Source organism: Acidiluteibacter ferrifornacis, from assembly GCF_009909615.1.
Taxonomy (GTDB): domain Bacteria; phylum Bacteroidota; class Bacteroidia; order Flavobacteriales_E; family Vicingaceae; genus Acidiluteibacter; species Acidiluteibacter ferrifornacis.
The window spans coordinates 203,431-228,596 of sequence record NZ_WWNE01000018.1 but is presented as its reverse complement, the minus strand read 5'-3'; the positions used below and the strand labels follow the sequence as shown (position 1 = coordinate 228,596).

Genomic DNA, 25,166 nt, shown 5'->3' with positions numbered 1-25,166 from the left:
TTAGCAATAATGCTGTATAAAGAAGTACAAAGGTTTACACAATGGTGGTTGTGGCTGATATTACTATCGATAGCTACTATTCCATTCATGGGGATATACCAACAGACTATTTTGGATCAATCCTTTGGAGATCAACCCATGAGTGATGGAGGACTGGTAACATTTGCCATTCTTACCCTCCTTTTACTCCTTTTTTTCGCCTTTATCCGCCTAACTACAACTATTACAGCAAAAGAAATCCAAATAAATTTTTCACCTTTCGTAAATAAGTCCATCAAATGGGAAGCCATTGAAAAAGTGGAAGTCCTTGATTATGGATTTGTTGGTGGTTGGGGAATTCGGCTGTTTACCTCATACGGTACTGTCTATAATATTAGAGGCCGTAAGGGCTTGGCCATAACATTAAAAAATGGCAATAAAATCTTAGTGGGTACTCAGCAACCTCAAGCTCTTAGTAATGCCGTTCACAAAATCGCATTCAAAAAATAATCGCTTTTCTAATATATTCTACAGCCTGTCCAATTGATTCAACGGTTTGCAACCAATAAGCACGCCCTATCCTACTATTTTCGTTTTGGAACATTCTTTTCTTTATCAAGGGAAACTAAAAAACGAAAACAAAATGAAAAATTTAAGCGAAAAGAAAGTAGCCATCCTTGTTACAGATGGTTTCGAACAATCCGAATTTACAGAACCAAAAAAAGCAGTAGAAACTGCAGGAGCAAAAGTTCATGTAGTAAGTTTAGAAAACGGTCCTATTAAATCATGGATCGATGGGAATTGGGGAAGTGAATTTCAAGTAGATAAAACACTAGATGAAGTTTCTGCATCAGATTACGATTCTTTAATTCTTCCTGGAGGAGTAATTAACCCAGACAAATTAAGGAGAAACAGCAAAGCAGTAAATTTTGTAAAGAGTTTCGTTGAACAAGAAAAACCTGTATCAGCAATTTGTCATGGCCCATGGCTTCTTGCAGAGGCTGGTGTACTCAAAGGGCGAAAAATCACCTCCTTCTCGAGCATTAAAACTGACTTAATAAACGCAGGAGCCCATTGGGTCGATGAAGAAGTAGTAGTAGATCATGGATTGACTACTTCAAGATCTCCAAATGATTTACCAGCATTCTGCAAAAAAGTAGTAGAAGAAATTGCAGAAGGTAAACATGCAAAAATGTCTGAATCAGCTTAATCAGCTACTGTATACAAAAAATACAACACATTATTAATTAAAACAATAGAAATCATGGAAACGATAAAAACATTAAATAACCTTTTAAGTAGAAATTACGATGCAGAAAAAGGGTTTCAGTTAGTGGCAGAAAAAACGAAAAACCCGGTATTGAAAAACTACTTTGAAAAGAACAGCAGAATGCACAATAAATTTGGTCATGAGCTGAAACAAGAAATTACTCATTTAGGTGGTAAAATCGACAAAGGAACTTCAATTGAAGGTGATTTGCACCGAGGATGGTTGAGTGTTAAGGCAGCAGTAGCTGGAAATACAGATGAGGCCTTAATTGAAGAGTGTGAAAGAGGTCAAACTACAGCCCTAGAAGATTATCAAAGTGCAGTAAATGAATTAAAAAGCAATCCATTATCAAGTAAACTAGCTACTCATAAGGCTGAAATTGTGGACGTGGTAAACGAACTAAAAACATTGGAGTTGACTGCATAAGTCTATCCATTAAAAATCAAAAGGAGAGTGGTGACATTCTCCTTTTTTTATGCTCATCTTTTCCATCTACGATTAGCACACATTGTTTAGATTTTATCAAATGTTTGTGAGACTTTCGTTCACATCAAACAAGCATCGCCCAACTGGATAAAATTAAGTTCAGTTAATCTATAATGTATAATTTTGGGGCTTTAAAAGAAAAATTATGGAAAATTCGAAAACCCTTCAATATATTCAAGATTTAATTCAAAACTTACCGACCGGCTGGTTGAATATTACCACACACCGATTAGACATATATAATGAAGAACTGGCAAAAACTGAATTTTTAGACCAGCTTGAGGGTTTATACCAAAAAAATGTAGTGACAGCTGAAGCCTTGAATGGACTGCCAACAGCATATGATTATATCCGTTTAGGTCACCCTCTTTCTTGTGTATTGGAATGGGGAATTGCAAAATTAAATGATATTCCTGCTAAAAATGTAATTGCGTTTTCTTCTCAGACAATGCCAATTATGGCGATACTCCGGACAAATGCGATGGAAAACAAAAACACTCAAATCTATTTTAACGGAGAACTTCCTGATAGCTTTGATCCAGATTTAATCCAAAAAATTTATGGATACCCATTTGAATTAATACAAGTTGATTCCTTGTCTTCGATTAAGCCATCCGAATTGAACAGCACCGTTTTTATCACGAACAGCGAAAAGATTGGTTGCTTTGATCTCAATCATCCAAATGCTCCCCATATTGACTTTTTTATCAGTCTGCACTGCGGCAATTATACAGGGGATTTAGGGAGTGTCCTTTTAGTTAATGGAGAAAAAAACGAAAGATATATCTCTAATATTCAACATGTCAGAAGAAGAGAGACCATTGCAATGACTCCTGCAAACAGCTTGACTGCCTTACAATTGCTTGTAAATACTCCTTACGAAATTTCAAACACTGATGACAAAAGAGAAAACAAAATCAAGGTTCAAAATCTAATTAATCTGATTACAGGAACCACTACCAAGTCGCTAGTTGCCTCTAGCGGACTATCTATACAATATGCTATATTGATGGGACTCATCCACGATGCAAAGGAAAAACATCAAGGAAAAGCGATTAAAATAATAGTTCCACCGAATTGTTATGGAGGTACAAACGATCAAGCTAGGCGTGTAGCTGCTTGTACTGAAAATGTATCCATCGTTGATTTACCAGTGGATGGTGGAAATGATATGGTGAAAAGTATTGATCAAGTACTGACAAAAATTGCATCAGAAGATGCGATACCATATATCATTGCAGAAATTCCAACTAACCCAAGAGTAGAAGTACCTAATCTTAATCAGTTAAAGGCTGTACTGAGTCAAGAGCGCAAAACTACTGGTGGACAAATTGCGATAGACCCTGTCTTTATTTTAGACCAAACTTTCTGTCCGAATGTACATTTCTTAGGCGAAGGAGAAGCGCTTTCAGCAATTAGAACCATTTCATTTGCAAGTGGCTCTAAGTTTCCTAGTGGTGGAAAATGTACCGCTGGCTATTGTGTTGGAAATAAAAATACTGTCAATTTGATGGATAAAATTGAGTTACATCTACACTTGTGTGACAATGAAGCTACGGAATTGCAATACGCCATTTTGGCAGAGCAATTACCATCAATGACCCAACGAATTATAGATGCATACAAAAACACTAGAGAATTCGTAAACTATATACATTCAACACTGCCTGATGCAAAAATTAACTTTGTTTCAGAAGAATTAGCGGCTCAAGGTTTCACTCCTTCTGTATTTTCATTGGATCTGCCTACACGAGGAAACACAGATGAAGAAAGGGAAATGTATAAACGTGCCCTTAACCTAAAGTTGATTAACCTCATGATTACTGAAATCCCAGAAGAAAGTAAATTCTGTGTGAGTTACGGTCAATTAAAAGGTTGTTATTGGACTATTCCTGCCACTTCTACGCAAGGAACTACAAAAGAAGGCGATAAAGATTATATCGTTAGGGCTTCACTTTCTGCAAATATGGATTTAGAAAAACATAAAAAAGTCTTTTTAGATTTTGTGAATAGTATTTAATAATAAGGGCGGTCAATATTGACCGCCCTTATTGTTTGCTCTCCTATTCTTTCTCAATTTGACTTATTGAAACCTCAATTCCATCAAATTAGATTTTTCTATCGCTGTAAATATATCTTCTACCATTTTAGTTTTGGAAGCAGCAATACTTGTTGAGTTCACTTCATAAAAACTAGAAACTTTTATGGTAGTTGGATTTATTTGAGTCACTGAGAAATTATAAATTCCATATTCATTTTCAATGTTTACGTTACTCTCGACTGAAGTCAATTGAACATCTTTAGAAAACTGGAAATAATAAACATAAGAATCTTTTGATTTAAAGTCTGCATAAAAGTCTAGCTGTCTGTCCTTCGCTTGAAAGTTCTCGTATATCACATGATTAAACCAGTTCTTCATATTTATCGTATAGTCATCTCCATCCTTTTTCATTAAATGCGCCCCAGAGTATTGAGCATTAATATTGGCTTGAAAAGGAAATTGGTTGTCCTTCATCACAAACTTTTCACTTTGAACTTCAATGTCCTTATCAAAGGACCAGAGTTTTTCATTATAAATTTTATTGACGTATTGGTTTTTTACGTTTTTTTGATAAATCCCTCTCGTAATAGTTGAAAATTGTCCTGTTAAATCAATTTTAGCTTGAAAAGCTAAACTTGATTTATCCAAATCAACTTTTACCAAAACATTTGCTCTTCTGATATTTTCATTTTCTGTACTTGAAAATATTCGAACTTCCTTTGCTTCTTCTTCTATCTGCCGATTCACCACCAAATAATCCAATGGCTGAATAAGTCTAGACTTCGCATTTTCAAAATAGAATGGAATTTCATTGATGTAATAACCAAAATTTGAATTCTTTGGATAAATGTATTGCAAATGATAATCCTTTAAAACTACAGCAATCAGATAATCACTGTGCAACATTGGGGTATAGAAATTTCCACTCAGCTCCCCAGTCCTAACATCACATAAATAGGAAGTGAAATAATGCAATCCTAACTTTCTGGTGATTGCTACATAATTAGAGTACCGATTGATTTCTCTTACAACGCCCTGGTCAATAAAGGCTCCTAACCGATCCTTTCGATTATCTATTCCGAATAAACTTTCTTTATCATTGTCATAGGTAAAACGATCTGTAATATCTGTATGAATTGATTTTAAAGATTGATATCCATTTTCATCATCGGGAAATTTACTAGAATGAGAATCAATGTAACTATAAAGCTTTCCCAAATCAGCGGTTCTCAACCCCTGATCAATTGACATTTTTGTAGTCATATGGGCATTTTCTCTTCTACTAGCAAAAAAGGCGTAGGTAGGAATGTATTTCTCTTTGAAAGAATCGGGCACTTTGTAGTATAAATCAATGGGTAAAATAGCCATCACAATAAATGGTAGTTGAGTATAAGCTCTCCCTCCTACCTCATCAATGCATCCTTTAAGATTTTTGCGACTCCATCTATAGGTATATTGATTCTCCAATTCATAAATACTATCTGGACTAGCACCATTCTTCTCTTCTACATTAATATTCAAAGATGGATGATGCGCCAATTCCAATGTATACTCCTTAATATCAATATTTTTATGAAAAAATATTCTGAACGAAATAAAATTGTAAAAATTGATGTCGAAGGGGACTGTATAAGAATAAACAATTTCTATTTCATCGCCTATATTAATTTCTGTGGTGGTATAGTCCCATAAATCATAACCTCCCGCTTGATCATCTCCCCTTTCCATCACAATTGCACGGTACTTATCTTTATAGTTGATTGGCAATTTAACCCCTGACTTAGTAATCTTATTGGCGCTAAATGAAAGTATTTTCACCTCAGACAATGCGTATTGATAATTCCTTATTTTAGAAAAATGCGCAAAATAAGTAGGATCAAATGTTTCTGGTAAGGAAATTTTAGAAAAACGTTCAACTCCTTTTAAATCGTTAATCTTTATCCTTACTTTCTTTGTAATTGAGATGGTTATAAAATTGGACTTCTTTCCAACTACGTCAATTCGATTCTCCTCTTTAAGTATGAAAGTTTCAGATAGGGATGTAGAAAAAAGTGGCGTTGTTAAACAAACAGCAAGCACCACAAGTATGCTGAATTGAATTCTTTTCATAAGTAGCTAATAGTTCAGAGATTAAAAATCCCCTAAACTACACCATTTTATTCTTATTTTATTATTTCGGAAAAAAAATAATCAACAAAATAAAAAGACATTTATATCATTACTAACCTTTTGCTCCAATTACATAACCAATTCAATGGTCATGCTCCCTACCTTTGATGGTTTTTCCTTGGAATTGTTCTTCTAATTCTTTGGCCTCTTTTTCCATCTGAGCAATATCTCTTTCTGACAATAATAATTCGTCTAAATCAGGTTCTCCAGCATTTACCCATGCCGTATACCACAGACTTCCAACAGCTATCACTGCTTTTCGCATTCTGCGCTCAACCATTCCGTCCAGCATCCTATTGTACTCCATCGAATAATTGGTAGAATATTGCTTCATAATAGAAGCTCCCCTATTTTCGTAAGTATATTTTTGATCTGTCGGAAATCTACTGTTCAACTCTCGTTCAAAAGACAACACGGAGTCTACTCCTGCGTGACTTGCCTTTACAGTTTCCCAGGCCAAATCAAGTGCACTTTTAACAAATACCGCACGTCCAACAAAATAGTCGTATTCATCCGCAGTTAACTCAGGAATTCGTGATTCCCAAAACCCGTGAATTCCACGTTGTCCTGTCATTTGTCCATTGTAATTCTTCGTCGTGTGCAAGGGAACATGTGCATCACCGATATAGTGTCCTAAATCAGCAGACAAGTATAAGATGCGTTCCGTATTCTTTTCTTTGAAGGCATCCGTCAAACGATACACCATCCGATTGATATGCCATGGTACAATACCATATGCTTGTAAAGTGTCTTCAGAATACTTGGCCACAGCATCGTTCCATCTTTTTGGAACTGCCTCAAAAGGATCAATGCTATCGTTTCCATAATGATCGATATCAATATAATGTCTTGGAGCTTCTACTGCTGAAGCATACCTTCGTTTATCTGGATCTACTGCATGTTCTGAAATGTAGTCGATGTAACGTTTGTAGAATCCAATCATTTCAGGTGGCAAAGTAAAAACTGCCATTTTATTGATCCGTATATGTCCAAAAAATCCCCATGAGTTGAGTGTTTGAATTGGAAAAACCAACAGCACACTAAATAACACTCCCCATATGGTAATCTTTGATTTCATCTATTATTTTACTGTTAATGCATTTCCCACTAATTCGGGCACATTAGAACTAATGTCTCGTTGGAGGCAATAAGCAATATCTTTTTCCAAATTTAAACGTGCTAATCGTCTTCTGTGCGATGTATTCTTTAAGTATTCATTAAGATCATCTTTCGCCACTTGGTATAAATGCATACTTGCGGTCGCACTATCTGCCAAATTTCCAAATAAAGGATCTTCAATTAATCCTTCTACCACTGCACCCGCAAATAAAGTATCTTCCATGTTAAACCTATCTCTCCACCCAGCACACAAGAGTAAAACGTCTTTTTTCTGCTCACGTAAATAATTGATTACCGCAGTTAAATTTAAAAAAGAACCAACAATCACTCGATCTGCTGCCTTCGCTCTATTCAAAGCTTTAGTCCCATTAGTCGTGGTTAAAACTACTGTTTGCCCTTTCAACTGATCTTGCATATAGCTAAATGGTGAATTACCGAAGTCAAACCCTTCAATAATTTCGCCTTTTCGCTCTGCTCCTACGAAGTAACCTTTCTCTTTGTATTCTTTAGCTTCTTCAATAGAACTTACAGGAATAATTTCCTTTATTCCATTATCGAAAGCCGTTACAATGGCAGAAGTAGCTCGAAAAACATCGATTACTACTACCACACAATTCTTATTGCTATAATATACTGGAAAAAGTGCAGGTGATAAACACACCTCCACTTTTCTTAAATGTGCTGCATCTGGATTTTCCAATCGCTAAAAATTTAAATTCTATTTATAAAAATGGAGTTTTGGTAACTACCGCTTTAGCTGCCTTATTTCTGATGTCAATATAGATTTCTGTATCGGCCTTTGCAAATTCAGTCTTAACATAAGCTAAACCCAAACCAACTTTCAATGAAGGAGAGCTCGTTCCCGATGTTACTTCACCAATCTCATTTCCATCAGCGTCCATTACCTTATAATGCTGACGAGGAATTCCCCTATCTTCCATTTTAAAGCCTACTAATTTCCTAGCAACGCCTTCTTCTTTTTGCTTTTTAAATGTTTCTGCATCGATAAAGTCTTTGGTGAACTTAGTTACCCATCCTAAACCTGCTTCTATCGGAGAAGTGGTATCGTCGATATCATTACCATATAGGCAAAAACCTTTTTCTAGTCTTAAAGTATCTCTACAACCTAATCCTGCTGGCACAATTCCTTCTCCGGCACCTGCTTTAAAAATGGCGTCCCAAACCTTATCTGCATGTTCGTTATCAAAATATAACTCAAAACCACCCGAACCTGTATATCCTGTTGCTGAAACAATGACATTATCACAACCTGCGAACTTTCCACGCTCAAAGGTGTAATAGACCATTTCAGACAGATTAATATCCGTCAATGACTGCAGAGCTGCTGCTGCTTTAGGACCTTGAACGGCCAACAATGTAGTTTTTTCTGAAATATCAATCATTTCTGCTCCAAAAGTATTTTGAGCCGAAATCCACTGCCAATCTTTCTCAATGTTAGAAGCATTTACGACTAGCAAATAGCTATCATCGCTTAACATATAGATCAATAAATCATCTACTATTCCACCTTTCCCATTGGGCATGCATGAATACTGTACTTTACCAGGTACTAACTTAGCCGCATCGTTAGTAGAAATTTTTTGGATCAACTCTAACGCTCCACTTCCTCTTACAATAAATTCTCCCATGTGAGACACGTCGAAAACGCCTACACTATTTCTTACTGCTAAATGCTCATCTGTCAGCCCAGTATACTGTAATGGCATATTATATCCTGCAAAAGGAACCATCTTAGCTCCTAATTCTATGTGTTTTTGTGTTAAAGCTGTTGTCTTCATTTATCTATTTTTTGTTCAGTTAGTTCATTAAAATAATTTAAGTAATTCAGTTGATAAGCCTTAACAGAGTAGCGTTGTTCTATCGTTTTCCGTGCTTCTTTACCTATCTGATTTCTCAAATCTTCATTTTCGATGAGCAAAGATAATGTTCTCATCCAATCTTCTGAAGTTTCTGCTAAAAAGCCGTTCTTTTCGTGTTCTATAATTTCTTTATTTACACCAACAGGTGATAAAATAGCAGCTGATTCCATGGCCATGTATTGCAAACCTTTGAATCCACACTTCCCTAAACTCCAAGCATCTTCGGTCAAAGGCATTACACCTATATCAATGGTATTCAACTGATCAATTTCTTTGGTCTTATTCCACTTTTCATTGACCAAATCAATTCCTTCAAGACTCCATGGTTGATCACAAATGATTTTAAAATAAATTTTGCGACCATACTTTTTCTGTAGCTCAATAAATATTGGTTTCAATGGGTCCAAGTATTTCAAAGTCGTTTGAGTTCCTGTCCAACCTATGCATATCCGATCTGAAGGGTTTTGGCTCTTCCGGATGTGATACGCCGTGTCTATCGTTGTTGGAATCACTTTTACATTCCGACAGTAATGTTTTGCAAATTTGGCCAAGTATGGGTTTCCTGCAAAAACCATATCTGCAAATCCAATGATAGATTCGGTTTTGGACGGCTTCTTTAATATTTGAAGCGCTTTATTTCCAGCTGATACATTAGGTAACCATATAGCATCATCAAAGTCAAAAATAACTTTTGCTTTTGATTGTCCAAATCGCTTTTCAAAATAGGAACTTCCAGTTAACAATGCTTCTCTAAACACAAAAATAAGATCGAAATCATCTGCTCTTTTGGCATCTTTCCATCGTTTCCACCACGATTTAAAAGCGATTAATGCTTTTTGAAAATACTTTCCTTTCTGATAAAGTATTTTATCGTCTTTTTCTGAAATGATATTTGACAGTTCCCAATCGTATCCATTTGCTTTTAAAAAATCTAAATACTGTTCAAAGCGAAATCGCTGACCAGGCGACCGATCCAAACGATGATTTGCGATAAACAATACTCTTTTTCTCATAACTGTCTATTACTTTTTCTGAGCTACGACATGCCAATAGGGCTCCCCTTCAGAAAATTGAAAATTATGCATTCCTGCTAGCTCTAGCATATCAGTAATCTGTTGCTTGGAAAAGCGTTGTTCCAATGGTGTTCCAAAGCGATCCAATGCATCATTTCGGATGATATTCCAACTTTTATCGCGGTAATAGGCCAAAGGTATTTTCATATACATTTTCCCTGGTATCAGCGCTTTGACCAATTTTGAAAGTCCGACAAAAGGTAAATAAATAAAAATAGCTAACAAATCGCACACAAAGTGTTTCAATCCTTTAGGAAGTGCTGAAACGACTCTACGAATTAATGTGCTTAGATTAAATATTAATCGGTATAAAAACCCTCGATTATCTAATGCGTAATACAAATAAATTAAGGCGAAGCCACCTGTTTTAACCTTCTTCATTAGCGTTGCCAAGGCCTTTGCAGTATCAGGTATATGGTGCAAAACACCTAATGAAATCACAAAATCAAAACTTTCATCTGCAAAAGGAATCGTATCAACGCCTGCTTGAGAAAAACGAACGTTCGGCAAATCGCCATAAACAGCCGCAGCACTAAAAACAGCCTCACTTGGATCTACTGCTTCTATAAAACCTGCTTTGTCGGCCATGTATTTGGTCCATCGTCCTGACCCACAACCTAAATCCAGCACTTTAGAACTAGAATTCAACATTTTACTACTAACAATATCGAAATACTGGTCTCCAGCATTTTTGATTTCTTCTGCTGAAAAAGCGTCAAACTTGAGCCATTCATCTCCAAAAGAAGCAACTGTAACAGTATCTATATTTTCTGTCCCTGCTCCGAAACAGGCAATGGGTTTTCCATTAATTTCTTTGGTTGTTTCAGCTTGCCGATTGTAGGGAACCATAGGGATGAATTTGGTGCAAAAAAACTAAAGATTTTTATAAACTGAATGATACTTTTCCACTGCTTTGTCAAGAGCAAAGTATTCGTTGGCTGCTGCACGAATAGTTGCTGCATTAGTAGTAAAACTCAACAACTCTTCTGCACTGTTTTTTAAAGATTGATCTGAATAATCTGGAGGAACAATTCCAGTATTTGTTTCCTTTAAAATCGTATCCGAATCACCCAAATTTGCATTGCATACTATAGGCAGACCTAAGCTCATAATTTCGCCTTGCTTGGTTGGACTGACTGCCTTTCCAGAAAATGAAGTTACAATAAAAAAAATGGATGCCTGACTAACAGCGATATAATTGGGTATTTCTCCATACGAGCAACTATCAATTATGATTTTATTGGTATTAATTTTTAGTTCATCGCAATATTTATAAATCTGAGAAGTATCACTTTTGGTAATAAATAAAAACTTAGACTTAGGCTCTAAAGTAAGTAAGTGCTTAAAAAACTGCAACATTTCCTTTAAACGGTATCGTGTTCCTAACGAGCCTACATAACTCAAAACAAAATCATCTGGTTGTACCCCCCATTTGGTTTTCAAATCACTTATCAGTGTCTGATTTAAATGATCGGGGTTAAAATGATCCAAATCTACCGCACATGGGACTACTTGGAAATTCTCCTTGGTTTTGAAGTGCTCTAAAACATGATTTTTAGCGTTCTCTGTCAAGGTAATAACTGCATCTGCTGTTTTAAAAAATTCCTTTTCCTTCTTTTTAAAATAGGTGTAAATGGCGTTGTACAATTTATTATCCAATTTCCATAAACCACCTTCAACCCGCTCGTCTGCCCAAAATCCTCTGATATCAAAAATGAGTTTTCCACCCAACTTTTTACGGACACTATCGCCTACCATAGTTGCTAAAATAGAACGACAATGAATAATATCAAAAGACTGTTTTTTAGCCAAATGAAAAGCCATTTTTCGCATACGTCTAACGCCAAAAGCTGTAGATACAACTGGAGGTTTATTGGAATAAAAGGTAAATTTCCACTGAATGTTGGCGGCTTCTAACTTCTCTTCCACTACCGCTTTATTCTCATGATAATTTTGTGGCTTTTCGTTGCTCAAAATCGTAATTCGGTAGCCTTTGTTAGAGAGTCCTGATAAATAGGGAATAATCTGAGATTGACCTAGCGGATCGGTTAATCCATCATATGAAATATATAAAACGCGTTTATGAGCCAACGAATAAGGTTTTAAAGCCTACAAAGATAGAATTCTAGAAGGAATCTGAAAGTAAAATAATATGGAGGTATATAGAATTAATCAGAAAATGAAAAGTGCAGTCCATTATGAATTGCATCTAAAATAAAACTATCCCTTTTAAACGGCTACAAAAACTTGGCATGCCTTCACGTTAAAAACTCCATTTGTCGGCGTACATCCCGAAAACATAGTCTAATTCAAATTTTGCGACAAAGTCTTCATCCTTGTCATATTCCTGATTAACATTGTATACATATACTTTAATTTCATTCTTTCTTAACTCTTCTAATAATTTCTCATTTGAGAGTATAAATTTTCTTGAAACCGCAGCATACCTAATTCCTGCTTGCTTCCATTTTATAACATCTTCTAATTTCAAGTTTTGTACGACGGTTTGGGAGGGCATTACCGAAAGTAGTCCTGCTTTTAATCCTTCACTTACAGATGTAGAATCAAACAACTCCATAATTAAGCGAGATCGATCAATAAAAAGACTAGAAAATGCTAATGGTTCGTTAACCTTATCGCTAACCAAAATAGCTTCAGGGTGATTTTGAAACCATAAGTTCACACTATCCATATCTAAAGGAGTAAAAATATCATAAATGGGGTGAGCTAGAAATTCTGAATGTGTAGGAGGAATAGTTCCAGTGTACTTGGCATGTTTTGCCCAGCTCTCCCAGTCATGAGCTGCAACGAATTTGTTATCCGAAGTTTTTAAGAAATCCAATTCAAACATCCTAAATCCCTTTTTATAAGATTGATCTAAAGCTTCTTTAGAATTGGTATAAAAATATCCGTTTATCTTCCCTCCTGCATGAGCGATAAATCGCATTGTATCTTTCTTATATTCTTCATACCGTTCTGATATTTTATGCGTTGACTTGTCTCCATATCGATAAATTCCATTTGTATTGATTTGAGTGATTAAATCCACATTTCTTTTTAAATATTCATTTTTATCCTCATCATGAGGAATATAATCAGAAAGAAACTTTAAATTATTCTCAACCTCTGCTCCATTTAGAATAATTCTTGGTAAATCAATTTGGTAAAGTTCATTTGTGGTATCAATCTTCAATTTTCTCTTTGAAGCGTTAGTTATTAAATACAATTCCCTTTTTCCTGTTCCATTAAACATTCTGGGATTACCCATCTTTAGGTGATCAGGAAATAGATATACCACCGTATTTTCTAAAACTCCTTCTTCCTCCAAAAAATCTATAAATTCAGCAATCATGTAATCCAAAGCAGCTACCATAAACTCTAATTCTGAGTCCTTTTCTCCAATTATACCTTCAAATCGATCATCATAAATCCCGTTTGGAAAATGGGTGTCTGTGGTTGAAATAATCAAGGCAAATGGCTCCTCTTCTTGCTTTAATTCCTTCACTTCATTTTTAGCTAAATCAAACAAATCCTTATCTCGCAACCCATAAAAACTAAACGTATGGTTACCCTCACTATTCTGTCGATCTATTACTTTATCGATATTTAAAGTGTTGAGTATTTCTTTTACACCAGAGTGATTAGCATCCCCATTCATATAGGTCATTGTATAATCTGCCTTCTCTAAAGCATAAGTAATGCTATTGATGTCAGACTTATATGCGGTCTCAAAAATTTCGTTAGCGTGTCCTCCAAAAAAAGCCGGAAACCCCGTTAAATAGGTATAAAGTGACCCACTAGTCCACTCACTGCCAAAATTTTGTTGTACAGGATAGAAATTCCAATACTTCATCAAACGTTGAAGATTCGGTGTTAAAGAAGCGAATTTTCCTTTAAGAAATCCCATTTCCAAAGATTCCATGGAAATAATAATAATATTCTTACCTTGTTTGGCTATGGTTTGGTCGGGTGTGATATAACCTTGAAAGTCATTTTTCTTCATGACTTCAGCAAATGAACTTTCTCTTGCCTTTAATATAGAAAGTAAGGGTTTGCTATCTGTTAAAAAACTACTTTTATTTAGCACTATAAACAATAATACAATCGACAAAAGGATTGCGTATAATTTTAAGTACTTAATTTTCAACTTTCTTAACCAATTATTTGATTGAATATAAGTGTAGACTGAAAAAATAAAAAGGACAACAGCAAGACTAATGTGAGCAATGAAAAATCCTTTAAAACCCTGAACTCCCCTAACATTGAAGTGCACAAAAAATTGATAACCAATAAAGGTTTGTGTGATGTAAAGCGAAGAAAGTTGCAGAATCAGGAATAATGAGGTAGTTATTGCAGTGATGGACCGAACTATTTTGGAAGAAATACTAGCATTCAGAAATAGAAAAGCTGTGTAGAACAAAAGGATATAGAATAGATTATAATTATCTCCAAACTGATCTATAAAAAAAGTAATTCTCTCAATCATTTATTTTAACTAAAAGTTGTGTGGTATAGAAAGTCTAAAAACTGAAAAATGCCAAAATAAGAGTATCCTGGCCTTTTAATTTTTAAAACAAGGGGACAAAGATAACTAAACTTGCCCATCTAGCTAATAACTACAAAAGCATACATGATAGCTATAAATGACTCACTTTTTTCCTGATCGAAAACCTTTAAACTGGTTTGACTATGATACTATATATCCCCATTGTATTGAGAAGTCTTTTTAATTGTCAAATTACCATTCAATTGTGTTGATAAAACAGATTTAACACTATTAAAAAGCCCTACAAGTATTTGTACTTGTAGGGCCAAACATTATCAAAGCAAATAAGATCTATTTCAATGGATTATAGGAAGACATTACCGAATTATATAATGGTTTTTTTGTAAGAGTATCCACCTTGTAAGAAGCTCCTCCACCTGGTACATAATTTTGAGGTTGAATGATTCCTTCAGTTGAATTACCTGAAAACTTATTCATACCAAATGTTGCCTGAGATCCGGATTTCATAGCAGTTTGATCTAAAAATTGGAACACGCAACGACCTACAAAATTTCCACTTGGAGAGGTATTGTTCAATTGATCCAAAACGTAATCAGCTTGCTCTTTTTCTGTGGTGACAGATGAGCCTGCCAAAATATCTATTCCCATTTCTGAAAAGAAAAAATAAGTATCAGGAAAAGCTTGAGGGAATGTATTGGCAATGTAATTATTAACAAAAGACCCACTGTTATTTGGATTTGTTGAAGCTACAAATCGTGTTTGCCAAAATGATTTACCAAGTTTAGAACTTGCTTCAATGGCAGTCTTTAGTGCTTTAACTCCCTCAATACCTGGCCCACTAGCACCTTTAAGCACTGCGAAAGAAACAGGAGATGTAACCGGTAGCAAATTAGCGGATTCTATTTTTTGTAATTTTTCAGCATCTACCAAATATTCCATTGCTGTCACCACATCGTCAACACCAAATTCAGACGAGGGAGCTAAATCATACTCATTTCCAATTCCCCACATTGCCGCTCCACCATAAGGAGTGGTGCCTCCATTATAGGCCTCATTCACCATTGCTGCAATTTGAGTTTTAACAGTTGAACCATTACCACTATGGATTTGCTCTAAAAAGTAATTAGAAATAGGAATAAACACATTAATCCCTTCATCGCCACACTTCTTCAGAAAAGTAGTATGAGATCGTTGATAACTACCTAAAGCTGCACCAGGTGCTGGAGGAACACTCCAATTGTACAAATGGATAAAATTAACACCCATGCTTGCTAGGTTCTTAATATCTCCTCTCCCACTATTTGCATCGTCCCAAAGTAACGGGAAACAAGAATTGGTAAAATCTGTATCGAAAAATTTTTGTGGTGGAGCAGGCGCATCATCGGATGGTGCTGGTGAGTAACAGATTCCTTTAATGTTTTTAAGACCTGGAATATTGTCTATTGCGTGTTTTGTTGACATAGCTTTAAGTTTAATTGATAGTTAATATTTTGATCAAAGCTAGACTCTATGAATTCGTAAAGAAATAGTACAAATACCCGTTTTAGTGAAAAGGGTATAAACACCTGATGGATAAAAATGAAGATAGTTAGATGTTTTTGGTTGAAGTTGAACTCAATCTCTAAACTAAAAAATCAGGAGAAGATAATCCTGATATAGACGCAAACAGACTACAAGTCCGATCGAATAGGTGCCATCCAATTGATTGAATACCGATAATAACCATCGATTAAAGATAATCACTCATTCTAAAAAAACTAATTTGATGGAGTTGCCGATCTTTTCCTAATTTCCTCTTCAACTTCATTCATAAGACCTTGATCCAACTTCGGTTTTACTTTGTCGCTATATGAAAATTCAATTCCTTCTAATAAATCTTCATGATAGGAAATGGGGTATTTGAAAAATAAATCTACTTGTTGGTTAATCTTATCTTGGAATTTTATCTGATCATTAGTCATGATTGCAGTAGAAATTCCCCAACCTATTCCCTGAATAAGCATTTGACTTTCTGCTTTATTGTCTTCAATAATTGCAATTAATTGATGCGGATCGTGTCCGAACTTTGTTCCTAAAACCCATCCTATTGCTTTTTTATTGATGACATCCACTGGTGGTTTTCTCATTGTAAACATTTGAATAGATTGAAAAAAAACGAAAACCAAAAAATGTGATCACCATCCACCTCTGTTTTAACGGGGCAAGACCATTAATAATTATTAACGCAATTAAAGGGAGTATATACGTCAGGTGTCGAAAAGAAATAAAATGAATCGATTTTTCTAAATGAAAAAATGGACTAAAAATATAGCTTAAAAGAAACAATATAACAACTCCACAGATGAAGTAAATACTCTGATTAATTATCTCCCTTTTATAGATGGCATAAAACCCAACTATTGACAAAACCCCATAGAGGTAATAAATTAAACGACTTGCCTTTACAGGGATTAAAGGATCTTCTAAAGCAATCCCTGAATTCGCTATTATTCTCGGAAGGCTAGTTAATCTATCAAGAAAATCAATTTCAGTCAGTGAAAATGACTCACCTCGTATGGACATCAATCCTATTTGACTTAAATGAAATCCTGCATCAAAAAATGCACGAACCATTAAATGAAATATAAGCACTCCTATTAAGCTAAGTAGTGCATAAAACAGGTTTCTGGTTTTATTCGGTTCAAACAGTTTGAAAATAAAAAAAGCAGGAATTAATATCAAATTGCTGTACGAAAACCATACTGTCAAACCAAGAAAAATTCCAGCGCACAGGTTCTGTTTTATACTTTGTTCCTTTTGGGAAAAAAAAAGAATAAGTAGAAAAGGAAAAACACTTGAAATAGAATGTAATCCAAAATTTAATACTCCCCAAGGAATGATGGTTGGCGTAGAAAAAATAGTCCAAACACCGAACAATAAGCCAATTGATTTCCCGAACACCTTCTCCACAACACTAATCTGCAAAAACCTAACTACAAAGTCTATTAAGATAGCCGAAATAGCTAGTGAGCTAAAGTCTGTAACAAATTCAACTAGGAGACTAATCAATGAAACAAGAATTGTTCCTCCTTCATGTGGATAATGAATAAGGTGGTCATAACGAAAAACACCTTTTTCTATGATTAACTCCCAAGCAGAATGATCAGGCGCTAGTAACCATGGCTCATACCTTAACCCATATATAATCCTGAAAAGTGAACCTAAAAAACATAGTATTAAGACACGTTTAACGTCAATAATTTTGAACATAAATAAGCAATTACATTGTAAAATAGTCGCTTAAAATGATTGATATTCATCTAATAAAAAAGCGTCTTAATTTCCTACTCCCGAAAATAAATAAAAATATTATCAATCAGTTCTTTATGCATTGAAAGTTTATCCCTTGCATGCTAGATCATATTTAGTGCTCAAACCAACCTCTATTGGTAAATGAGTATGTTTAGCGAAATATGGAGAAGCGTTTTGTTTGATCTCCAAATTGGAATACGACTACCGACCAACACATTATAAGCTAAAACGCTTCTATATAAAAAGTTAACTCACCCACCCATTTTTCATGAATTCGTTTTATTAATTTACAACCAACATTAGTTATTATCTATTGGATTATCTAATTTTGCACCCTCAAATAGATTTAGAATAAATAACAATAAAATGGCTACAAACAGAACATTTACAATGATTAAGCCTGATGCAGTTGAGAAGAACTACATCGGTGGAATTTTAGACAAAATTAATGCAGCAGGATTTAGAATCGTTGCAATGAAGTACACAAAACTTTCTAAAGAAGAAGCAGGTGAGTTTTACGCGGTTCACAGCGAGCGTCCTTTCTACGGCGAATTAGTAGATTACATGAGTAATGGTCCTATCGTTGCTGCTATTCTTGAAAAAGAAAATGCTGTTGCTGATTTTAGAACTTTAATTGGTGCTACTAATCCAGCTGAAGCTGCTGAAGGAACTATCCGTAAACTATATGCTGAGTCTATTTCTGCTAACGCAGTTCACGGTTCAGATAGCGATGAGAATGCTGCAATTGAAGGAAATTTCTTCTTTTCTAGTTTAGAGCGTTTCTAGTCATTGAAAATTAAAAATATTGAAAGCTCTTTCTCTGTTGAGAAAGGGCTTTTTTTGTTTTCAGCAATAGCATTAAATTAGTCTAAACTATACACCCAAAGCAACTTACTTCTTCTTTAATTAACCACAAAGGGCGCAAAGGATTTCGCAACGTACACAAAGAAAAAGATAGCTTACTAATTCAATAATAACTATCTAACATCTATAGTCTAATGTCTAGTATCTAAACTCTACTAGCGAAGCAGTCTAGCCTCTAACAGCAAAGTGGTCTAACGTCAAATAGCGAAGCGAACGATTCTTTATTAACTCTACCTAAGAAATTGGTATTTACTTTTTAATTCTGATTAACCCCCAATCCTATCGCTTTGGGTAAATTTGCAATTCATAAAATAAACAAGATGGCCATTCCAATCATTACCCTGAAGCATAAAAAAGAAGCATCAATTATTCGTAAACACCCGTGGATTTTTTCTGGTGCCATCGAACGTATTCTAATCGATGAGGATAAAGAAGATTTAATGGATGGTGAGATTGTAAAAGTGGTGGCTAATAATGGCAATTTTTTAGCATTAGGACACTACCACAATGGTTCTATTGCCGTACGAATCTTTAGTTTTGAAGATGTTACCCCATCGGCAAAGTTCTGGGAAGATAAAGTTAAAAATGCCATTGAATACCGTAAAACCATCGGTTTATTCGATTCTGAAGAAACCACCACTTACCGTTTAATTCACGGTGAAGGTGATGGTTTTAGTGGATTAATTATAGATGTATACGGAGATGTGGCCGTTTATCAAGCGCACTCTATCGGAATGCACAAAGTGCGAAATGAAATCGCTGCAGCGATTGTAAAAGCTTCCAAAGGAAAACTAAAAGCCATCTACGACAAAAGTGCTGAAACATTGCCTGCAGATTATGCAGCGACCATTGAAAATGGATACTTAATCGGTGAGCACGAAGGCAAACAATTGGTAAAAGAAAACGGAATGTCTTTTGAAATTGATTGGGTTAGCGGTCAAAAGACGGGTTTCTTCATCGATCAGCGAGAAAATAGAAAATTGTTGCAGAAATACGTCAATGGAAAAAAACTATTGAACACCTTCTGTTATTCAGGTGGATTTTCAGTTTATGCATTGGAAGCTGGTGCAAAAGAAGTGCATTCATTAGACAGTTCTGAAAAAGCAATTACACTGACAGATAGAAATATAGAAATCAATTTTGATAAAAAAATCAAGCATAAAAGCATTGTTGCTGATACCATCACTTTCTTAAACAAATGTGAAGAAGATTACGATGTAATCATCTTAGATCCTCCAGCTTATGCCAAGAATAAGAAGTCGCTTCACAATGCGATTCAAGGCTATAAACGACTAAATGCAAGAGCATTCAAAATGATGAAAAAGGGTGGTGTATTGTTTACTTTCTCTTGCTCCCAAGTGGTGGATCGTCAAACATTTTATAATACTATCATGGCAGCAGCGATAGAATCAGGGAGAAATGTGCGTGTGATGGAGCATTTATCACAACCAGCTGATCACCCAGTTAGCATGTATCATCCTGAAGGTGCCTATTTAAAAGGCCTTGTTGTATATGTCGATTAAAGCTCTCAATACCATATCCTTTAAAAACATTTGGTTGGTCAGTTTTCCAATTATTTTGAGCAATGTCGCACAGAATATTGTGAATGTAACTGATACAGCTTTTCTGGGTCATGTAGGAGAAATAGAACTAGGAGCTGCAGGAAATGCTGGTATTTTCTATTTCGTAATGGTGATGCTGGGTTTTGGGTTTTCTGTGGGTTGTCAGATTCTTATCGGCCGACGAAATGGAGAAGAGAATTTTACGGCCATTGGAAAGCTATTCAACGTTAGTCTTTTCGCTTCAGTAGGAATGGGAATTGTGATGTTTCTATTGCTCCGCTTTGGTTCTGGAGCTTTTTTGTCCAATTTTACCGCCTCTCCACGAATTCTTGAAAATGCCATTGCCTATCTCGATTATCGATCTATAGGGATTATTTTTGTGTATATCAATGTGTTATTCATGGCTTTCTTTACAGGAATCACCAAGACTAAAATATTGATTTTTATAACATTGGTACAATCAGTTGTCAACGTTTTTCTCGATTATGGATTAATATTCGGAAACTTTGGACTGCCAGAGTTAGGCATAGAGGGAGCCGCCATTGCTTCTGTAATTTCTGAGGCTTCAGCATCCCTGCTATTTGTTTTTTATACGTTAAAGTTCGTCGATTTAAAAAAATACGGATTATTTCAATTCAACCGATTAGAATTCTCAGCACTTAAAAGAGCATATAAAATTGCGAGTCCTATAATGCTCCAGAATACCATTTCATTGAGTTCATGGTTTATCTTTTTTTTGATTATTGAGCAAATGGGCGAACGAGAATTAGCCATTTCTCATATCGTTAGAAGCATCTACATGGTAATGATGATTCCTCTTTTTGGATTTAGCTCAGCAACCAGCTCTTTAGTGTCCAACGTTATTGGAGAAGGTGGTGTGAATCATGTATTTAAATTGGTCAGAAATATTATTATACTAAGTGTCAGCGCGACAGTTATAATGATGATAATCAACCTTAGTTTTCCTATTCAAATTTTATCAGTGTATACACAAGATGTTGATTTAATAAACGCATGCCTTCCTGTGTTGCGTGTCATCACAGCCACAATGTTTATGTTCAGCATTGCCTATATATTATTTAGTGCTGTTACAGGGACTGGCAATACGTTGCACTCCCTTGCGATTGAAGTGATAACAATTATTGCCTATTTATATGGAGCCTACCTGATTGGAGTTAAATACGACTTCTCTATCGCAACGGTATGGTGTTCTGAATTTATCTACTTCGGTGGAATGGGTCTTTTCTCTTTTATCTATCTATGGAAATACAATTGGCAACAAAAAACAATTTGACAATGAAACAAGATTTGAGAATTATATACATGGGAACGCCTGATTTTGCAGTGGCTCCATTAAAAGCATTGATTGAAGAAGGTTTCAATATTGTGGGAGTAATCACTTCGCCTGATAAACCAGCTGGAAGAGGTCAGAAAATTATGCAGTCTGCAGTAAAGCAATTTGCAGATCAATATGAACTAAAAACCTTACAACCAACTAATCTTAAGAACCCTGAGTTCATTGAGGAGTTAAAAGCGTTGAATGCTAATTTCCAAATTGTAGTGGCTTTCCGTATGTTGCCAGAAATAGTTTGGAACATGCCAGAGCATGGAACGATGAACTTGCATGCTTCTCTCCTGCCGCAATACAGAGGAGCGGCACCGATTAATTGGGCCATTATAAATGGAGAGAAAGAAACTGGAGTTTCTACCTTTTTATTGAAGCATGAAATTGATACTGGCGATTTATTGGAACAAGAAAAAGTAACGATTGATCCAAACATGACTGCCGGAGAGTTACACGATATTCTGATGGAAGTTGGTGCTCGATTAGTGGTACAATCTACCTCAGCTATTGCTAATGGAACCACTAATCCAAAACCACAACAAGACCTAAAGTTAAAGGCTGCTCCAAAAATTTTTAAAGCAGATTGTAAAATTGACTGGTCGCAACCCATTGATCAAATTCACAATTTTATAAGAGGATTAAGTCCTTACCCTGCGGCGTGGAGTACAATCCAAGCCAAAGAGGGCGGCAAAAAACTCACCTTCAAAATCCAAGAAGTCGATAAGATTATAGATCGTCATAATCTAGAAGTAGGGACCATTATCACTGATGATAAAACGGAAATTAAAATTGCAGTAAAAGGAGGCTTTATTCAATTGAATAAAATTCAGTTGGAAGGAAAAAAGGCGATGGAAACAAGAACATTGCTAAACGGATTTAAGATTAGCGAGTTTGAATTAGTATAAAACAACAAAGTCCCGATTGAAATTCAATCGGGACTTTGTTATATCTGTTAATCAGAGATTACATGATCACTACACCTGTAGCTTCAAAAGTAATTGCTTCTTCTGGTTCTGTAATTTTGGCAATTTCTTCAGGAGATTGTCCACCATCTTCAGCAAAATGCTTTAGGTCTTCCACTGAAGTAATTTCTTTTTTAGCAAACCCTTCAAAAACGATTTGCTTTCCTGCGATATCCTTTGGAACAAAAAATCCATAATCTTTGAAAGTGATTCTCATCTCTGTACTGTCATTCATTGCCACTTTCATCCAACAACCTTTCTTCGCACAAACATCAGTAGCTGTAGCTTTAACAGTAGCAGGAACTGAATCTGCAGTAGCCATCATTGTTGCTAATTCTTCAACTGAAATAGCTGCGTCCACATTAATACTTTCACCAAAAATATTGGTCTCAGTGCTTTCTTCAACAATTGTTGTATCTGCCATTGCAGTATCTTCAACTGCTTCACCAGACTTCTCTGGTTGAGAACATGCCATTAAAGCAGCAGCACCAACCAATACGAAATACATTTTTTTCATTTTTATAAATTTAATTTTTGCAAATATAGCAATTTGATTACTTGGAACGAATCACAAATTCAGTTCGTCTATTTTTTGCTCTTCCTTCCTCTGTAGCATTGCTAACTAATGGTTTAGATGCACCAAAACCTTTGTAAGCTAAACGTCCAGGATCTATCCCTTCTATAATCAAATAATCATTTACGGCTTTTGCTCTTTGTTCTGATAATTCTAGATTCCTTTTTGCATCTCCTTTGCTATCGGTATGCCCTTGAATAGAAACACTCACCGATGGGTTGCTTTCTAGAAAGTCTATAAACTCATCTAAAATCGTCATTACTTTCTGACTCAACAAGTAAGAATCGGTATCAAAAGTAATGTCATTGATACGATAAGTTTGACCTTCCTCAATTGGATTCACCTCTAAATCTCCCATTTTCATAGGTCGGCCAATTACATCCTTATCAGAATCAATGTATTGAGAAGTAAAGGCATAACCATCCTTTTTCGCCATCATCATCACTGGCTCTTTATCTTTGGCTGCAATAACGGCTACATATTCTCCGGTAGATTCATCAACCACCCCTTCCGTTACTTTATTGGTTTTCGTATTTTTTAATTCAATGGTCATTCCCTTAGCAGCGTCAGGTGATTTACTACTAATTTTTCCCCTTAAGAAAATAATCTCCTCAGGACGAGCTTCCTCATATAATTCGAAAGAATAAATATCAAGACTTTTGCCTCCCATATTGGAAGAAAAGTAGCCATATTTCCCATCAGAACTTACAATGAATCCGTGTTCATCCTTTTCAGTATTGATTGGGTAACCAATATTGGTCGGCTTCAAAAAATTTCCTTCTTGATCAATTTTAGCATAGTATATATCGAAACCACCTACTCCAACATGACCATCTGATGCGAAATAAAGGGTATAAGAATCAGAATGAACAAATGGACTTTTATCATTACCAGAGGTATTAATATTTTCTCCTAAATTGATTGGGTTAGACCAACTTCCGTCTGACTTTCGCTCCACTTTATATATATCCATCCCTCCGAAGTTATTCTCTCCACGGGCACTCGCAAAATACAAGGTTTTATTGTCTGCAGAAATACTCGGCTGACCTTCCCAAGTGGTTCTACCGTTAATGTTGGCTCCAATACTTTTCAAGTCTGTCCACCGTCCATCTTTCATTTCAGAGTAATAGATATCTGCATTCGCAAATCCTCTCCCTTGAATATTTTCCATTTGTACCACAGTCACAAACATCATTTTATTGTCCACTGACATACAGTTTCCACCCTGATATTCTCCTTGGTTAAATGGCTGTGGCATTGGTATTCCACGGCTAAAAGAGTCCAAAGTCATTTGAGAAGCTTGTGTTAATTGTTCTTTTATCTTTGGTCCAAAAGCGCTATTTCTATCATTAACCTCAGATTTTCTGGTAAAGAACAAATAGCGATTGTCAGGAGACAACATTGGTAAATATTCATCATCAGCAGTACCTGGTCCTTTCAATTGAATTGGATTAAACGGAACTGGTTCTTCCATCAACTTCAAATAGGAATTAATCGATTCTAAACGCTCCTTTGCCTTTGGTAATTCATTTCGTTTATTGGGATTGGCATTTTTAACATAACTCTCCAATAACGGTTGTGCTTCTTTGTATTGTTTCCGCACAAAATAATGATCTGCCAACAAATAGCTCACCTCATAGTTTCTAAAGGAAGGACATGCTTGAATGGCATTTAGCCAATATTTCAAGGCCTTATTTCCCTCTCCTTGATAACGTAAAGGGTCGTTCTTATATTTCTGCATATTAATGTCGGCCAACACAAAAAATGCATCTACATAATTTTCATCAATCTTAGTGGCCTCTACTAAATCGCCATAAGCTTCACTTCCTTTAAATCGGACTTGAGCAGCCTTTTCAAATAATTTTACTGCCTTTTTATTCGGCTCCGCACAACTCTCCGATTGGGCAGAAATAGTCTGAATATTTAAAACCCCAATAAAAAACACGAAAATCCCACAGTAAACACTGTTAAAATTGAATTTAAAATCCATCAATCAACTATTCTATTATTCTAAAAGGCGATAAAAATAAGGCTTTTAATGGAG

At 35.5% G+C, this 25,166-nt stretch carries 21 protein-coding genes; 8 read left to right on the top strand and 13 right to left on the bottom strand.

Annotation, left to right across the window (positions count from 1 at the left end; genetic code table 11):
* Nucleotides 1-9: 9 nt before the first annotated feature.
* The 4 genes from GQN54_RS15105 to GQN54_RS15090 all read left to right on the top strand — a co-directional run bounded on the left by GQN54_RS15105 (nt 10) and on the right by GQN54_RS15090 (nt 3,755).
* Complete coding sequence (locus tag GQN54_RS15105; protein ID WP_160634398.1) at nt 10-489, top strand: hypothetical protein; 480 nt, start codon at nt 10-12, stop codon at nt 487-489.
* A 133-nt stretch (nt 490-622) separates the two neighbouring features.
* Entirely contained in the window at nt 623-1,189 is a 567-nt protein-coding gene (locus GQN54_RS15100) for a type 1 glutamine amidotransferase domain-containing protein (RefSeq protein ID WP_160634397.1), read from the top strand.
* Nucleotides 1,190-1,243: 54 nt separating this feature from the next.
* On the top strand, nt 1,244-1,675 hold the full coding sequence (locus GQN54_RS15095; RefSeq protein WP_160634396.1) for a ferritin-like domain-containing protein: 432 nt from the start codon (nt 1,244-1,246) through the stop codon (nt 1,673-1,675).
* 205 nt (nt 1,676-1,880) lie between these two features.
* Complete coding sequence (locus GQN54_RS15090; RefSeq protein ID WP_160634395.1) at nt 1,881-3,755, top strand: PLP-dependent aminotransferase family protein; 1,875 nt, start codon at nt 1,881-1,883, stop codon at nt 3,753-3,755.
* A gap of 63 nt (nt 3,756-3,818) precedes the next feature.
* Here GQN54_RS15090 and GQN54_RS15085 read toward each other — a convergent pair whose 3' ends face one another.
* The 11 genes from GQN54_RS15085 to GQN54_RS15035 all read right to left on the bottom strand — a co-directional run bounded on the left by GQN54_RS15085 (nt 3,819) and on the right by GQN54_RS15035 (nt 17,773).
* Complete coding sequence (locus tag GQN54_RS15085) at nt 3,819-5,885, bottom strand: hypothetical protein (RefSeq protein ID WP_160634394.1); 2,067 nt, start codon at nt 5,883-5,885, stop codon at nt 3,819-3,821.
* A 142-nt stretch (nt 5,886-6,027) separates the two neighbouring features.
* Nucleotides 6,028-7,023, bottom strand: a complete 996-nt coding sequence (locus GQN54_RS15080) for a zinc dependent phospholipase C family protein (RefSeq protein WP_160634393.1) — start codon at nt 7,021-7,023, stop codon at nt 6,028-6,030.
* Nucleotides 7,024-7,026: 3 nt separating this feature from the next.
* On the bottom strand, nt 7,027-7,764 hold the full coding sequence (locus GQN54_RS15075; protein WP_160634392.1) for a 2-phosphosulfolactate phosphatase: 738 nt from the start codon (nt 7,762-7,764) through the stop codon (nt 7,027-7,029).
* Nucleotides 7,765-7,786: 22 nt separating this feature from the next.
* Entirely contained in the window at nt 7,787-8,863 is a 1,077-nt protein-coding gene (gcvT, locus tag GQN54_RS15070) for a glycine cleavage system aminomethyltransferase GcvT (protein WP_160634391.1), read from the bottom strand.
* Entirely contained in the window at nt 8,860-9,957 is a 1,098-nt protein-coding gene (locus GQN54_RS15065) for a glycosyltransferase family 4 protein (protein WP_160634390.1), read from the bottom strand. The genes gcvT and GQN54_RS15065 overlap by 4 nt, the downstream gene beginning before the upstream one ends.
* Nucleotides 9,958-9,966: 9 nt before the next feature.
* Nucleotides 9,967-10,866, bottom strand: coding sequence for a class I SAM-dependent methyltransferase (locus tag GQN54_RS15060; RefSeq protein ID WP_160634389.1), 900 nt, complete (start codon nt 10,864-10,866; stop codon nt 9,967-9,969).
* A gap of 24 nt (nt 10,867-10,890) precedes the next feature.
* Entirely contained in the window at nt 10,891-12,108 is a 1,218-nt protein-coding gene (locus GQN54_RS15055) for a glycosyltransferase family 4 protein (RefSeq protein ID WP_160634388.1), read from the bottom strand.
* 172 nt (nt 12,109-12,280) lie between these two features.
* The gene (locus GQN54_RS15050; protein ID WP_160634387.1) at nt 12,281-14,503 is read right to left on the bottom strand and encodes a sulfatase-like hydrolase/transferase; all 2,223 of its coding nucleotides are present in this window, start codon (nt 14,501-14,503) and stop codon (nt 12,281-12,283) included.
* A 351-nt stretch (nt 14,504-14,854) separates the two neighbouring features.
* Nucleotides 14,855-15,985, bottom strand: coding sequence for a hypothetical protein (locus GQN54_RS15045; protein ID WP_160634386.1), 1,131 nt, complete (start codon nt 15,983-15,985; stop codon nt 14,855-14,857).
* A 296-nt stretch (nt 15,986-16,281) separates the two neighbouring features.
* The gene (locus GQN54_RS15040) at nt 16,282-16,650 is read right to left on the bottom strand and encodes a hypothetical protein (protein ID WP_160634385.1); all 369 of its coding nucleotides are present in this window, start codon (nt 16,648-16,650) and stop codon (nt 16,282-16,284) included.
* On the bottom strand, nt 16,619-17,773 hold the full coding sequence (locus tag GQN54_RS15035) for a hypothetical protein (RefSeq protein ID WP_160634384.1): 1,155 nt from the start codon (nt 17,771-17,773) through the stop codon (nt 16,619-16,621). Before GQN54_RS15035 ends, GQN54_RS15040 begins: the two co-directional genes overlap by 32 nt.
* Before the next feature lie 408 nt (nt 17,774-18,181).
* On the opposite strand from GQN54_RS15035, the gene GQN54_RS15030 reads away from it, so the two are divergent.
* The 4 genes from GQN54_RS15030 to fmt all read left to right on the top strand — a co-directional run bounded on the left by GQN54_RS15030 (nt 18,182) and on the right by fmt (nt 22,491).
* A complete protein-coding gene (locus GQN54_RS15030) occupies nt 18,182-18,601 on the top strand; it encodes a nucleoside-diphosphate kinase (RefSeq protein ID WP_160634383.1) in 420 nt (139 codons plus the stop codon).
* A gap of 398 nt (nt 18,602-18,999) precedes the next feature.
* Nucleotides 19,000-20,202, top strand: a complete 1,203-nt coding sequence (locus GQN54_RS15025; protein ID WP_160634382.1) for a class I SAM-dependent rRNA methyltransferase — start codon at nt 19,000-19,002, stop codon at nt 20,200-20,202.
* Nucleotides 20,192-21,535 (top strand): MATE family efflux transporter, encoded by a 1,344-nt coding sequence (locus tag GQN54_RS15020; RefSeq protein WP_160634381.1) that lies wholly within the window; start codon nt 20,192-20,194, stop codon nt 21,533-21,535. The genes GQN54_RS15025 and GQN54_RS15020 overlap by 11 nt, the downstream gene beginning before the upstream one ends.
* 2 nt (nt 21,536-21,537) lie before the next feature.
* Nucleotides 21,538-22,491, top strand: a complete 954-nt coding sequence (gene fmt, locus GQN54_RS15015) for a methionyl-tRNA formyltransferase (RefSeq protein ID WP_207554926.1) — start codon at nt 21,538-21,540, stop codon at nt 22,489-22,491.
* A gap of 58 nt (nt 22,492-22,549) precedes the next feature.
* Here the strand turns inward: fmt and GQN54_RS15010 are convergent, their stop codons facing one another.
* Entirely contained in the window at nt 22,550-23,065 is a 516-nt protein-coding gene (locus GQN54_RS15010; RefSeq protein ID WP_207554925.1) for a DUF4920 domain-containing protein, read from the bottom strand.
* A 37-nt stretch (nt 23,066-23,102) separates the two neighbouring features.
* Nucleotides 23,103-25,112 carry an OmpA family protein gene (locus GQN54_RS15005; RefSeq protein ID WP_160634380.1) on the bottom strand — a complete coding sequence of 670 codons (2,010 nt, stop codon included), beginning with the start codon at nt 25,110-25,112 and terminating at the stop codon, nt 23,103-23,105.
* Nucleotides 25,113-25,166 lie beyond the last annotated feature (54 nt).